Raw genomic sequence first — 14,276 nt, forward strand, 5'->3', positions numbered from 1 at the left:
TATATTTAAAACCTTTTATCCGAAAAGCTGCCTGAAAGCCTCTTCGACCTTTCTCACCTGAATGATTTCGATATTGACTCTCGATGTAAATCCTTTCAGATTATTTTGTGGTACAAGAATTTTCGAAAAGCCAAGTTTTTCAGCTTCCAGTATGCGTTGTTCTATACGGTTAACCGGACGGATTTCTCCGGACAGACCAACTTCACCCGTCATACACACATGTTTCTCGATGGAAATATCCAGGCTGGATGATAATACGGCGCTGATAACAGACAAGTCCATGCCGGGATCATTCACTTTCAGCCCGCCCGCAATATTCAGGAAAACATCTTTCTGGATAAGTTTGAAACCCGCCCGTTTTTCCAGCACGGCAAGAAGCATGTTCATCCGGCGGAGATCAAATCCGGTAGCCGAGCGTTGCGGCGTACCGTATGCAGCCGTGCTGACCAGTGCCTGTGTTTCTATCAGAAACGGACGTATGCCTTCGATAGACGCGGAAATGGATACACCACTCAGTCCTTCATGATTTTGTGTAAGCAATAGCTCTGACGGATTACTTACTTCACGCAATCCATTTTGACGCATCTCATAAATACCCAGTTCGGCAGTGCTGCCAAAACGGTTTTTAATACTGCGCAGGATACGGTACATATAGTGTTGGTCACCTTCGAACTGGAGTACAGTATCAACGATATGTTCCAATACCTTTGGTCCGGCTATACTGCCTTCTTTATTGATATGCCCTATCAGTACCACAGGTGTATTTGTTTCTTTTGCAAACTTAAGTATCGCGGCGGAACATTCGCGTACCTGCGATACGCTACCCGGCGATGATTCCACTGAGTCAGTAAAAACAGTCTGAATGGAATCGATAATAACGAAATCGGGATTCAGATTCTGTATATGTACGAATATCTGTTCCAGATTGGTTTCGCAGACAATAAAGCAATTCTCGCTATTGGAATTGATGCGGTCGGCCCTAAGTTTTAACTGACGAGCGCTTTCTTCACCTGAGATGTATAACGTTTTTATTTCGTTCAGGCCTAATACGGTCTGCAATATTAAAGTCGATTTTCCGATACCGGGCTCCCCTCCTATCAATACCAGCGAGCCGGGAACAAGCCCTCCCCCGAGTACACGGTTGAGTTCCCCGTCGCGCAAGTCTATACGTGGTTCTTCACCTGTCTGTACATCTTTCAGAAGTAAAGGCTTAGCCTTAGTGGTATCGAATATATGTAAGCCGCTTTTTGCCGGAGACTTCTCCTTACTTATTATTTCTTCCACATAAGTATTCCATTCGCCGCAAACAGGGCATTTACCCAGCCATTTGGGTGAATCATTGCCGCAATTGCTGCAAACATATACCGATTTTATCTTTACCATGTTATTTTCTCTGCTTTCTTTGTCCCGTTTTTGGTTATAGTTTGTATGATATATGTGTCCCTTGGCAAAATACTTATATCTATTGGCTCCTCTTTTGCATCAAGGCCTTTTTTATCAATGACCGTATCGCCGTTCAGATTGATTATCCGTACCCGATTAATAGAATCGTCCTCTTTATTAAGGGTTACTGTAAGGGTTTTTGTCCCGGTTATAGCGTATTTCACTGTACTTACCACTGAAACTGTTATTCTGGCTGTCTTATTTTTCTTATCCGTAACATTAACTGTTGCAGAACCAAAATTTAGAGCCTTAATTATAACCTTATTACTATTTAATTCTGCCGACACGATATTACTGTTAGACGATGAAACAGTATAATCACCATTTCCATCAAGAATTGTTACTTCAGTCGTTGCATTCAGAATCATAGAGAGATCATTATTATCCAATACAATATTTTTTTCTATACCATCATTGTTGTTCAGTCCGGCAAGCTTGGTTACTCCTTTATTTGTGGGGTCTAAATACTTACTCATATGCTTGTTTACATCTGCATATTGATCCCAATGATACCACATCTTTCCATAAAGGTCAGGCTTTGATAAATCACAAGAGATGTTTTCACCTCCTGTCAGCGTGCCTATTATCAACCCCGACGAATTAAAAACAGGACTGCCCGACGAACCACGCTGGGTTGCCCCTTTTGCATAAGTAACCACCCAATGCGCATTTGTTGCTGAGCCATTCCATGTACCCGTGGCCAATTCCTTTTCATAAAATGATATTTTCTTCACATCTCCCTCCGGATGGTGAATTATGGCACCGCTACTACTCGCTTTATTTTCTCTGTCCCAGCCATTGAAATATACATCCCAATCGTCGGGTATATTTCCCGTAAGCCTGAGCAATGCTCCGTCGCTTCCTCCGCTTATCGGATTAAGTACCATTACTTCCGAACCCTTGTGATACTTATATTTTGGAGGCTGCGCGTCTGTTCCCATCTCACAGGTAGGATATTCATATTCAAAAATGAATGATGTGTTACTCTGGATTTGGGCTACAGTCATATTTTCAAAACAATGGTCTGCTGTAAGCAAATACGGCGTTTTATCATTGTTGGTATTATTAATAAGTGTTCCCGAGCATAAATAGGTATTACTGCTTTTAACCATCCTTAACAAGACCACGCCTTTCTTTTGGTATTGCCAATTCTCAGCATCAGGGCAATTAACATTAATCATACAAGACGCGGATTCACCAAAATCGGCATGTTCTCCATTGCCATTTGTATATTTATATCCTACATCGGATAAAAGTATACGGGGTGTTTCCACTACTCTTCCCGGTGCAACATATTCCAATACGACATTGTCTCCCTTCAGGTTTTCTATCGAGTATGCGCCACCATCAGGATTATCTCCATGATTATATACTACTGCATCTGTCGTATTGTTCTTATTGTAGACATATAACTTTGCTCCTTCGGGTAAATAAAGGTCATCGAAACGGACAAAAAACCCTTTGGCCTGAGGCACACTTATGTTTAACTTCCATATCTTATCTTTGTCAGACAGGCCCGACCAGGAGCCTATAGTGTCCATATTGATGCCGAGTGTGTACAATTTTGCTTCCAACAGGGCTGTTCCCCGTTTATTGTATTGGATATCGGCAACTGTATATTTGGTCTGCTTCGAATCTACAATCAATGAAACCTGCGATTTATCTTCATTCAGTGTGTATTGCTTATCCTGAGCAACAACAGAAACAACTGACGCAAGTATTATCACGCCTGTTAAAAACTTCCTCGATAGATTGGATTTCATAATTTATTAATTAGTAGCTGAACATATTTATTAACATCTTCACGATTTACAAGTTCTTCCGTTTCGAATATAATTTGAGCCTGAGTGTAATACGGATTCCTTTTTTCTAGGCTTTGCACTATAAAGTCGAGAAGTTCCTCTTCATTCTTATCCTTTATAAGAGGGCGTTTTTCCTTACATGTGTTTAACCGTACAGCGAGTGCCTCAGGCGCAGCATTCAGATATACCGTAGTTCCGGCCTTATTCATATACTCCATATTATCAAAGAAACATGGAGTACCGCCTCCTGTAGAAATAACTACATTTTCAAATTCGCCAACTTCTTTCAGTACACTGCTCTCTATCTTGCGGAATTCTCTTTCGCCAATATCCTGAAACAACTGGCTCACAGTTTTCTGATACCGCGCTTGTATAAAGTGGTCTAAATCTATAAATTCAAGTTCCAGAACTTTAGCTAGTTCTTTTCCGGCAGTGGTTTTCCCGGCACCCATATACCCAACAAGGAATATTCTCTTCATTTATACTATCCGATATATCTAATCATACAAAAATAGAAATAAAATAGTTAACGAAGATGACAGTTCTTAATATTATTATGTTTTAACGACTATAAATATCCTTTACTGAAATCCTTTACTTCAATACTCCAGAACAGTAAAAAACAGTTAATAATTTGATTATTAACTTCTATTCGAAGTAAAGAAACATTTATGTCTAAAAAAATAGTCCAAAAGCCTTGCGTGTCTAAAAAAATAGACATACATTTGTCCAATAACAACAAAAAACAATATGCAACTGACTAAAGCTGAAGAACAAATAATGCAGATACTGTGGACAATGGAAGAAGGCACAGTGCAGGATATACTGAAAGGATTTACCGGAAATAAACCGGCAAGGACAACAATAGCCACAGTGCTGACTATTCTGGAGGGTAAAGATTTTGTATCGCACCGCAGTGAAGGACGTGTGAACATATATAGGGCTTTGGTATCGAAAGAGAATTATTCCAAGAAACAATTATTCGGATTTGTAAAGGACTATTTTAACGGCTCCTTCTCATCTATGGTTTCATTTTTTGCCAAAGAAACCAACCTCTCCATCGAACAAATGGATGAAATACTGGATGAAACACGCAAAGCACTCGAAGAGGAAACTGATAAAACCAGGTAGTCATGGAAGCATTTATCATTTATATAGCAAAAACCGGCATATGCCTCGGTATATTCCTTATTATATACTCTCTTTTTCTGCGGCCGGCTACATTCTTCCGTTTCAACAGGCTGTTTCTGTTATCCGGCTTTGTGGCATCGCTGATTATTCCGGCAATTAAATATACCTATGAGGTGGTTATTCCCGTCTCTGTTGTGCAAAGTATAGAAACGACCTTAGAAACTGTGCCTGCGACACCTTCCCCGGACATCAATATCTGGATCATATTATCGGTTCTGTACCTGATCGGCACATTGGTACTGATCGGGCGGAATATGTATGTGTATGTAAAACTCCGGAAACTGGTTAAAAGCGGTGTAAAATCCAGTAGCAAAGGTTTTAAAGTGATAGAAAGCACTGATATAAATTCTCCTTTTACCGTATTGAACTATATATTAGTCAATACAAATAATCTGAGCCTGATAGAAAAAGACCTTATACTCAAACATGAAATAACCCATATAAGCCAAAAGCATTGGGTTGACCTCCTTTGCGGCGAATGTATCCTGTTGTTGCAATGGTTCAATCCGTTGGCCTGGATATATGTAAAGTTATTAAAAGAAAACCATGAGTTCCTTGCAGACAAGGCTGTGATAGACTCAGGAGTTTCCCCCGCCCTTTATCAGGCTGTATTAATCAACCAGAAGTTTCAGGGGCCCGTATTCTCGTTTTCCAATTCATTCAATTATTCCAAACCCTTAAATCGTTTATCCATGATAAAAAAAGCTAAGAGTTCGCCATGGAAGAGGTCTATAGTTTTAGCCATCATTCCTATCTTCGGATTATTCTTGTGGGCGTCGTCAGAGCCCCGCTATGTATTCGACCAGACATATGTGCCCAATACTGTTCCTGATGATTCCATACTCGTTCTTGGATATGGTATATTGGATAAAAAAGAAAACATCCTGCGAACCGACTCTGCCACATTAACGACCAGGAAGGGAATTGTAAAGATGAGATATGACTCTATCAGCACGGATAAAGGCAATACAAAAATAGAGGTCAGAGGGGTATATACCATGACCGGAGGAGACGCAGATCCCGTAATTTTTATTGATGGCAAAAAATCGGATAAAGCAAAGATAAAAAGCATTAATCCTGCTGATGTAGAGTCTGTTTCGGTACTTAAAGATGCTCTCGCGGCAGAGATGTATGGAGAAGACACAAAACAAGGAGTTATCCATATCAAAACAAAGGAATATGTGAAGAAACATCCGGAACAGGAAGCAAAGACGATACAGGATATAAAGATAGTATCGGCAAAATCAATCAAAAAGGATAGTATCACCTGGGATAATAACCCTGCACCTGCCGTTATAGGAAGATTACATAAATCAGTCAAGAAGGATAGTATAAACCGAAGTCAAAACCCTGTTTATATAAGGGGACTGGACCTTTCATCAGGTGACAATACACCTATCTATTTCATTGATGGAAAGAAAGTAAAGAGCATTCAGGATGTGAAGCCCAACGATATAGAAAGCATCAGCGTACTTAAAGACGACGCGACCGTATCTATATATGGTCCCGCAGCGAAAAACGGTGTGATACTGATAACCACAAAGAAACAAGACAAAACCAAATAAGAAGATGTGAAAAGGAGAGGTTGGTCTAACTTCTCCTTTCTTATTTCATTTTACAAGATTCAATCAAAAAGCTTTCAGGCTCAAATCTATATTCGGAGCAGCATATATTATTGCCCCCGATGAAATGTAATCCACGCCCGTTTCAGCTATTGCATGCACAGATTCTTTCGTAATTCCGCCTGATGCTTCTACTTTAACAGCGCCATTGATGAGTTGTACGGCGGCAGCCATTTCAAAGATGGACATATTGTCGAGCATAATCACATCCACGGCTTTGGTTGCCAACGCTTCTTCCACTTCTTTCAGGTTACGGGTCTCCACTTCTATTTGCAGATCTTTTCCTATCTCTTTCAGATATTTTACTGTAGCTTGCACGGCGTTGGTAATACTTCCGGCATAATCGTTATGATTGTCTTTCAGCATTACCATATCAAAAAGCCCGTAACGGTGATTCTTTCCCCCGCCGATATACACTGCCCATTTCTCGCACATGCGAAAAATCGGGGATGTTTTGCGGGTATCGAGTATGCGGGTATTGGTATCGGCCAATAGCTCCACCATTTCGTGTGTATAAGTAGCTATACCGCTCATCCGTTGCATGCAATTCAGCACCAATCGCTCCATTGTAAGAATGGAACGGGCCGAGCCGGATACGATGAAAGCAATATCGCCTTCTTTTACGCTATCTCCGTCATTCTTATATACTTCTATTTTCAGGCTCTTATCATAATAATGGAATATTTCCTGTGCAAGGTCCACCCCTGCCAGAATACAGTCATGCTTGATAAGCAGACGGGCTCTTCGCTGCAGATCGGCAGGAACACTGGCCAATGTGGAGTGGTCGCCGTCGCCTATATCTTCTTTTATGGCTTCATCTATAAAATGATATAGCCTTTCATCTGTTACATAAGACGGTCTTTTCATTTTTTATCCAAATCTTTATTATAAAATGTACCTCTGTTTTCTGTTTGTTCCATACTCTGGGCTATAATCAGGAATGCGACACTGACCAGATTCCGCAATTCTGATAACTGTGGCGACAAAATGGAAAAGTTATATATTTCTTTCACCGACTTATATATCTCTTCTTCTTTTTGCTTTGCCAGCTTTAGGCGTCTGTTACTGCGAACAATACCTACCAGATCACTCATCAGGGTCTGCAATTCCTTGCGCAGATAATTCAGCAGGACCATTTCTTCGTTTACTTTCATTCCTTCCTGATCCCATTCCGGAATTTTAAGAAGTTGTTCATAGTTAAAATTGTCTTCACTGAGTCGTTCCAGCGTTTTTACGGCTGCACGATGACCGAATACCAATGCTTCAAGCAGGGAATTTGATGCCAGGCGGTTCGCTCCATGCAATCCCGTATTGGAACATTCGCCCACGGCAAACATATTTTTAATCGTACTTTGTCCGAATAAGTCTACATCAATACCTCCGCACAGGTAATGACTGGCTGGAACAACCGGGATCAGATCCCTGAACATATCCAGTCCCGCATCTTTGCACTGCTTGTAAATATTGGGGAAATGTTCCATAAACTTACGCTGATCGAGATGGCGGCAATCGAGGCATACATAATCATCTCCCCTCAGCTTCATTTCGCTATCGATAGCACGGGCTACAATATCGCGTGAGGCAAGCTCTTCCCGGTCATCGTATTTGTGCATAAAGGGTTCGCCGGATGCTGTACACAACTTTGCCCCGAATCCTCTCACAGCTTCCGAAATCAAGGGCAATTGTCCGGTGGTGAGACTGTAAAACGCAGTCGGATGAAACTGGATGAACTGCATATTGCTGATCCTTGCCTTTGCCCTGTGCGCCAGACCTATGCCATCACCCGTAGCAATTATCGGATTGGTTGTATTCTTATATACATGCCCGCAACCGCCCGTCGCCATAAGTGTTATCTTGGCCGACATCTTCTTTATGCGTTGCGTCTTCAGGTCAAGAACGTAAGCCCCATAACAATTCAGGTTATATTTATCGAATGATTCACCGGGTATATGATGTTCAGTAATAAGGTCTATCACATAGTGGTGATTAAGCAGTTCCACATTCGGCAGCCGCTCGATAGCTTTCAATAGGGCCCTCTCTATTTCCGCTCCGGTAATATCTTTATAATGCACTACACGGTTTTCCGTATGGCCGCCCTCACGTCCCAGATCGTACGTCTGAAACTCATTTTTATCGAAGTTAGCCCCCCACTCCACTATTTCGCGGATACGCTCAGGGCCTTCTGTTACCACTGCTTCCACAGCTTCTCTCTTGCATAATCCGTCTCCGGCACGCAGGGTATCTTCAATATGTTTTTCGAAACTGTCTTTTGTGAAGTCTGTTACTACAGCTACACCACCCTGGGCATACTTTGTATTCGACTCTTCATCATCCGATTTGGTTATAACCGCAACTTTGGCTCCGGGCTTCTGCTGCGCTATTTTCATCGCATAAGAGAGTCCGGATATGCCAGAGCCGATTACCAGAACATCTGTATATATCATTCTATAAATTAAAAAATTATAAATGAAGAATTATGAATTACTAAGCATCTGTGCCATTTTTCATTCTTAATTCTTAATTTCCTATTATCTATTTAATTGCTTTCGAAAGTTCCAGCATCTTATTTATCGGACGCAGGGCTTTAATTCGAATTTCTTCATCCATCAGGATTTCAGGAAGCTCATACTTCATACACAGATACAATTTTTCCATTGTATTCAGTTTCATAAAATGGCATTCACTGCAATTACATTTATCATCGATAGTAAGTGCCGGAATAAGTTTCTTTCCGGGCGCCCGTTTACGCATCTCATGCAATATACCTTCTTCTGTGGCTACTATAAATTCTTCCGCCGCATCGTTTACGACATAGTTCAACAGGTTGGCGGTAGAACCAATATAGTGTGCAACCTGCAATACCGGTTTCTGAGCTTCCGGGTGCGCTATCAACTTCGCTTTCGGATGATTGAGCATTTGCTCTGCTATCCGTTCCAGTGAAAATGCTTCATGCACAATACAGGCACCATCCCAAAGTATCATGTCACGGCCCGTTACCTGGTTGATGTAGCGTCCGAGATTTTTATCAGGAGCAAAAATTATTTTTTGTTCCTCAGGTAACGAATTTATTATATGCTCGGCATTGGATGAGGTTACTATAATGTCGCTTTCGGCTTTTACTCCCGAATCGCAGTTAATATAGCTTACCACGATTGCTCCGGGATGCTTCTTTTTCAACTCCCTCAAGCCTTCGCCCGAACAGGAATCGGCCAAAGAACAGCCAGCCAGTAAATCGGGTAATACGACTTTCTTGGTTGGATTAAGAATTTTCGCAGTTTCTGCCATAAAATGAACACCGCAAAATACAATCATGTCTGCATCCGTTTTTTCGGCTGCACGCGCCAGTTGCAGGCTATCGCCTAAAAAGTCGGCAATATCCTGAATATCGCCAGTCTGATAGTAGTGCGCGAGAATAATAGCATTCTTCTCTTTCCGCATACGGTTGATCTCCTCTATCAGATCGATTCCTTTTGGTATCTCCATATTCAGATAACCTTTGGCAGGTAGCAATTCAACCGCTTTATCGAATGTTGTCATATCTTTCGTGAAATAGAATTACTCGTTTTTTTAGTAAATAAGTATTGTAAAATATTTATCATTAAGCTATTCAGCCATAACCAACTATTGTTGTTACACTTACAAAATAACAACCAGGCCGGTGACCTTAGTTTCTAAATTCCGTAAGCAAAAATACTTATAAAAACTGATTTTTCCGAAAATCGGGTATATATAAATGAAAGGCTTATCTATTAGTTCATGTTACTATTACTCGCAAAAAGTAACATCTCCAATATATATACAAAAAGGGTTTAACTATAAAGCAATGGAAACCCTCATTGAATTAACCTTTATTTTCATTATATAGTTAAAAAGTAACAGATGTAACAGTTTTTTCTAACTTTTCTATTTGTTACATTCTCGGTTATCAAAACACCACAATAAAATTTTAGTACAATCATTTCAAAGAACCTTCCCGTATACAGCTTCTATGTATAGAGATAAACAAAAAGAAATATTATAAATCATTCTGCGGGTTATTAAAGAGATTAAATAGTTGGATTTTAACGTTCTGTTTTTAGTTACAGGTTACTACGCCCTGCGGGCAGTTACAAGTTACGAGTCGGCTGATGCATATATGGCCAGAGCATGAAGAGTCTCTGTCTTGTCGCCGCATCGCGATTCCGGCCTCGTCCCGCAGGCGGGGTACCCAATCCGTAAAGCGCCCGCTCGCGCAGACGTCCCGTCTGTGTGTTGCGTAGCAAACATTTTGCCCCACCGAAGCTGCGGTTTTGGGTCGCCGGGGGATGCAGCCTTGATTTTTTGTTTCGTTTTGCATCAAGGCAAAATGAATTGGAGCGAAGCGTAAATCGGCAGAGCCAAATATAAGCCGGCTGGCGCGTTAGAAAAAAATCCAGCAATTTTATACGGCAATAATAATTTCAGCTACTGATTGGCATAATTAGTTATCAATAGCAGGACAGGATTCGTTTGGTAAGCCCGAATCCTGTTTTTATATTACATAGTAGTGCGTGATAGGTTTTCCTCCAGGAAATTTTAGTCAGGAAAAATTTTAGCAATTCTTTATCTTTTCCTATTTTCGCTTGTGCTTGCTTCTATATTAGATTACTAATTTAAATCTATATATCATGCTGAAACATTTACTTTTATCGATCCTTACACTGCTTTTATCCATTTTACCCCTTGCTGCACAGGAGCAAAAGGAGTTGGTCTTAAAAACGGATGTATCCGAAGTTACGGTTTTTATCAATGGCGCACAGGTTTTAAGAAAAAAGACTGTCGATCTGCTGCCGGGCAAGACCAAAATAAGGTTTACAAACCTTTCCCCCTATATTGACGCTAAAAGTGTACAGGTAAAAATGGATGGGGAAGTGATGGTCGTCTCCGTAAACCATCAGTCGGGCTTTCTGGATAGTCTGAAAAAACCGGTGGTATCAAAAACTGCCGACCAGCAGGTAAAAGATATAAGTGACAAACTCGCTTCGGAACAAATATCCAAAACAGTGATCCAGGATGAACTGAAATTTTTGGAAGAAAACAAGAAGATTGGCGGTTCTAATACAGGCGTCAGCCTCCTGACATTAAAAGAAACAGCAAATTACTATAGGGAACGTATGACGGCCCTGAAAGTAAAAGACCTCGAAATATCGAATCGTATCCAAGCTTTGGAAGCCGAAAAAAAAGCAATTCTCAGCGAGGGCAGGCAAGATGGAAACACAACCAAACGTACTCCGATAGGGGAAGTCGTGGTGGAAGTGGATTGCAAAAGAGCTACCAGGGCCAATATGGAACTTATGTATTATGTGAAAAATGCAGGCTGGTATCCGGCATATGACGTGCGGGCTATCAGCATAGATAAACCGGTACAGCTGGTATATAAGGCCAATATCCATCAGAATACACAGGAAGAATGGAAGGATGTGAAATTGAAAATATCGTCGGCCGACCCGAATCAGGGAAACGTAGTGCCCAAGCTTAAAACATATTTGCTGAATTATTATACAGCTCCTCCGCGTTACGATACCCGTATAGATAATAATCAGGTAAGTGGTGTTGTGCTTGAAAACTCCGGCGAGCCGCTTATCGGAGTATCTGTAGTAGTGAAAGGTACGACTATAGGCACGGTTACAGACCTCGACGGCCGTTTTTCGCTTGTAATCCCTCAAAACGGCAAAGATTTGGTGTTCTCGTATGTGGGCATGGTGTCGCAGACTCTACCCATCACTGGTTCTAATATGACTGTATATATGCAGGAAGATTCCAAAATGCTGGATGAGGTAGTGGTAGTCGGTTATGGTGCTGTTAAGAAAGAACTTACAGGTGCTGTGGCCGGAGTCCGAGCCGAAGCTAAGCCCGCTTCTCCTGCTCCGGTATTTATAAGAAAAGATATCGCAATGCCTATAGTTCAGGTGGAAAACCAGACAGCGGTGGAGTTCGAAATTAAAATACCTTATACAGTCAAGTCTGATAACAAAAATACGATTGTAGAGGTAGACCGTTACGAACTGCCTGCCGATTATGAATATTTTGCGATCCCGAAAATTAATAAAGATGCTTTCCTTCTGGCAAATATTACCGACTGGGAAAAGTACAATTTGCTGGAGGGTGAGGCAAATATTTTCTTTGAAAATACATATATAGGTAAAACGATACTTGATACACGTTATGTCTCAGATACCTTAAGCATATCCCTTGGACGCGATAAGAATATTCTGGTCAGCCGCGATAAGGTAAAGGACTTTAATACGAAGAAATTTTTAGGGTCTAAGAAAGAAGATACACGGGCATGGAAAATTAGTGTGAGGAATAACAAAAGCCAGCCGATCAAATTTGTTGTACTCGACCAGATACCTGTATCTACTACCACCGAGATAGAGGTGAATGCGGAGAACCTATCGGGAGGAGATTTGAATACCGATACGGGGGAGGTGAAATGGAAAATGGAATTGAACCCGTCGGCAAAGAAAGAATTGGAACTCAGATATAAGGTGAAGTATCCGAAAGACCGGAACCTGACAATAGAATAGGAAAAGAAGGGAAAAGTGAAAAATAAGATAATTACCACCTTATTTTTCACTTTTCGCTTTTTAATTAATGTGCACTCTCAAATTGCTCCAGGAAACGTTTGTCGTTTTCTGAGAACATCCGCAGGTCTTTTACCCTGTATTTGAGATTCGTGATACGTTCTATTCCCATGCCAAGGGCATAGCCTGTATATACTTTACTGTCGATGCCGCAATTCTCCAGCACATTCGGGTCTACCATGCCGCAACCAAGTATTTCTACCCAGCCTGTGTGCTTACAGAAAGGACAGCCTTTGCCTCCACAGATATTACACGATATATCCATTTCGGCACTTGGTTCAGTGAAGGGGAAGTAAGACGGACGCAAACGGATTTTGGTGTCTGCACCGAACATTTCCTTGGCAAAGAAGAGTAGCGCCTGCTTGAGATCGGCAAATGAAACGTTTTTATCTATATATAATGCTTCTACCTGATGGAAAAAGCAGTGTGCGCGATACGATATGGCCTCGTTGCGGTAAACTCGTCCCGGGCAGATGATGCGGATAGGAGGTTGTTGTTTCTCCATCACGCGGGTTTGCACGGATGAGGTATGTGTGCGGAGCACTATCTCGGGACTGCGGGCTATGAAGAATGTATCCTGCATATCACGTGCCGGGTGGTCTTCGGCAAAGTTGAGCGATGAAAATACGTGCCAGTCGTCTTCTATCTCCGGCCCTTCGGCAATGGAGAAACCAAGGCGGCGGAATATATCACAGATCTCTTTCTTAACGATTGATAAGGGATGACGGGTGCCTAATGCTACCGGTGCAGCTGTGCGGGTAAGATCGATAGATAAATCACCTGTCTGTGAGTTTTCTAACGATTCTTTCAAAAGGTTGATTTTCTCCTGAGCCTTTTCCTTTAGCTCATTTAGTCTCATACCTACCTCGCGCTTTTGTTCAGCAGCAACATTGCGGAAGTCGTTCATCAACATTGAAACTTCACCTTTCTTACTCAGATATTTAATACGCAGAGCTTCTATTTCTTCTGCTTTAGCGGCTTTCAGGTTGTCTATTTCGGACAACAACTGGTTAATCTTGTCAATCATATCTTGTTTTCGTATTTTCTAAGAAACGAGTACAAAAATACATTTTTCTTTCTTTATATCCGATAGATGCAATACCTTTTTAAGGTAAACGCACGAAAATCGGCAAGGTTTCAGGTAACATCAATGCTTAGCAGTTAACGGTATTCTCACGCAGAAATGCAAAGGCGCAAAGTCCAATTCATGATTTATCACCGTATTCACATTCGTTGACTGTATTTGGTTAAAACCTGACACCTTTCAGTGAACAGTCAGTAGTAAACAGTCATCAACCCGTAACTTGTAACTGCCCGAAGGGCGCAGAAATAACATTCGCCGAAGCGAAGGCGAGGCAAACTCGTAACTATTTCAAAAAAGTAACAAACGTAACGGATTTTTCCACCTTTGTGCCCTTTGTGATTTCTTTTTGTGTACTTAATGATTAAAAACTCCTTACCACAAAGGTTTACACAAAGGGCACTACATAAAAATCTGACAAACCTGACACAAACTAACGACTTTTTCTTGTTTTTCTCCTGTCGACTTTTTACTTATTAATTCAAGTTGCTATTTATAGAATTATCCAATAAAAAAGGTCAATCCCTTAACTTTG

General features: G+C 41.2%; 10 protein-coding genes. 3 read left to right on the forward strand and 7 right to left on the reverse strand.

The genetic code is table 11. From position 1 onward, the window contains the following. Positions 1–15: 15 nt before the first annotated feature. From radA to ACFO6W_RS10810, 3 genes are read right to left on the reverse strand one after another with little or no spacing between them, the layout of a single operon-like run. Positions 16–1,383: a DNA repair protein RadA gene (gene radA, locus ACFO6W_RS10800; RefSeq protein ID WP_379996236.1), complete on the reverse strand. Its 1,368-nt coding sequence runs from the start codon at positions 1,381–1,383 to the stop codon at positions 16–18. Then, positions 1,377–3,206: a trypsin-like serine peptidase gene (locus ACFO6W_RS10805; RefSeq protein WP_379996239.1), complete on the reverse strand. Its 1,830-nt coding sequence runs from the start codon at positions 3,204–3,206 to the stop codon at positions 1,377–1,379. The genes radA and ACFO6W_RS10805 overlap by 7 nt, the downstream gene beginning before the upstream one ends. After that, positions 3,203–3,724: a shikimate kinase gene (locus ACFO6W_RS10810; RefSeq protein ID WP_379996241.1), complete on the reverse strand. Its 522-nt coding sequence runs from the start codon at positions 3,722–3,724 to the stop codon at positions 3,203–3,205. The genes ACFO6W_RS10805 and ACFO6W_RS10810 overlap by 4 nt, the downstream gene beginning before the upstream one ends. A gap of 271 nt (positions 3,725–3,995) precedes the next feature. Here ACFO6W_RS10810 and ACFO6W_RS10815 point away from each other — a divergent pair, with 271 nt between their 5' ends. Together ACFO6W_RS10815 and ACFO6W_RS10820 are read left to right on the forward strand one after the other, a co-directional pair. Next, on the forward strand, positions 3,996–4,376 hold the full coding sequence (locus ACFO6W_RS10815) for a BlaI/MecI/CopY family transcriptional regulator (RefSeq protein ID WP_379996243.1): 381 nt from the start codon (positions 3,996–3,998) through the stop codon (positions 4,374–4,376). Positions 4,377–4,378: 2 nt separating this feature from the next. Next, positions 4,379–6,001 (forward strand): M56 family metallopeptidase, encoded by a 1,623-nt coding sequence (locus tag ACFO6W_RS10820; protein WP_379996245.1) that lies wholly within the window; start codon positions 4,379–4,381, stop codon positions 5,999–6,001. Positions 6,002–6,064: 63 nt separating this feature from the next. On the opposite strand, the gene nadC is transcribed toward ACFO6W_RS10820, so the two are convergent. The 3 genes from nadC to nadA form a co-directional block, all read right to left on the reverse strand. Beyond that, complete coding sequence (gene nadC / locus ACFO6W_RS10825) at positions 6,065–6,925, reverse strand: carboxylating nicotinate-nucleotide diphosphorylase (RefSeq protein ID WP_379996247.1); 861 nt, start codon at positions 6,923–6,925, stop codon at positions 6,065–6,067. Further along, positions 6,922–8,502 (reverse strand): L-aspartate oxidase, encoded by a 1,581-nt coding sequence (gene nadB / locus ACFO6W_RS10830; RefSeq protein WP_379996249.1) that lies wholly within the window; start codon positions 8,500–8,502, stop codon positions 6,922–6,924. The genes nadC and nadB overlap by 4 nt, the downstream gene beginning before the upstream one ends. An 88-nt stretch (positions 8,503–8,590) precedes the next feature. Then, positions 8,591–9,595 carry a quinolinate synthase NadA gene (gene nadA, locus ACFO6W_RS10835; RefSeq protein ID WP_379996251.1) on the reverse strand — a complete coding sequence of 335 codons (1,005 nt, stop codon included), beginning with the start codon at positions 9,593–9,595 and terminating at the stop codon, positions 8,591–8,593. A gap of 1,109 nt (positions 9,596–10,704) precedes the next feature. Here nadA and ACFO6W_RS10840 point away from each other — a divergent pair. Then, positions 10,705–12,603, forward strand: a complete 1,899-nt coding sequence (locus ACFO6W_RS10840; protein ID WP_379996253.1) for a DUF4139 domain-containing protein — start codon at positions 10,705–10,707, stop codon at positions 12,601–12,603. A gap of 64 nt (positions 12,604–12,667) precedes the next feature. Here the strand turns inward: ACFO6W_RS10840 and pheS are convergent, their stop codons facing one another. Further along, entirely contained in the window at positions 12,668–13,687 is a 1,020-nt protein-coding gene (pheS, locus tag ACFO6W_RS10845; RefSeq protein ID WP_379996255.1) for a phenylalanine--tRNA ligase subunit alpha, read from the reverse strand. Positions 13,688–14,276 lie beyond the last annotated feature (589 nt).

The sequence above is a fragment of the Dysgonomonas termitidis genome (assembly GCF_042654545.1).
Lineage (GTDB): Bacteria > Bacteroidota > Bacteroidia > Bacteroidales > Dysgonomonadaceae > Dysgonomonas > Dysgonomonas termitidis.

Bases quoted from the DNA above. Each gene is read 5' to 3' on its own strand.
- radA (WP_379996236.1), bottom strand. From the start codon at position 1,383: ATGGTAAAGATAAAATCGGTATATGTTTGCAGCAATTGCGGCAATGAT.
- ACFO6W_RS10805 (WP_379996239.1), bottom strand. From the start codon at position 3,206: ATGAAATCCAATCTATCGAGGAAGTTTTTAACAGGCGTGATAATACTT.
- ACFO6W_RS10810 (WP_379996241.1), bottom strand. From the start codon at position 3,724: ATGAAGAGAATATTCCTTGTTGGGTATATGGGTGCCGGGAAAACCACT.
- ACFO6W_RS10815 (WP_379996243.1), top strand. From the start codon at position 3,996: ATGCAACTGACTAAAGCTGAAGAACAAATAATGCAGATACTGTGGACA.
- ACFO6W_RS10820 (WP_379996245.1), top strand. From the start codon at position 4,379: ATGGAAGCATTTATCATTTATATAGCAAAAACCGGCATATGCCTCGGT.
- nadC (WP_379996247.1), bottom strand. From the start codon at position 6,925: ATGAAAAGACCGTCTTATGTAACAGATGAAAGGCTATATCATTTTATA.
- nadB (WP_379996249.1), bottom strand. From the start codon at position 8,502: ATGATATATACAGATGTTCTGGTAATCGGCTCTGGCATATCCGGACTC.
- nadA (WP_379996251.1), bottom strand. From the start codon at position 9,595: ATGACAACATTCGATAAAGCGGTTGAATTGCTACCTGCCAAAGGTTAT.
- ACFO6W_RS10840 (WP_379996253.1), top strand. From the start codon at position 10,705: ATGCTGAAACATTTACTTTTATCGATCCTTACACTGCTTTTATCCATT.
- pheS (WP_379996255.1), bottom strand. From the start codon at position 13,687: ATGATTGACAAGATTAACCAGTTGTTGTCCGAAATAGACAACCTGAAA.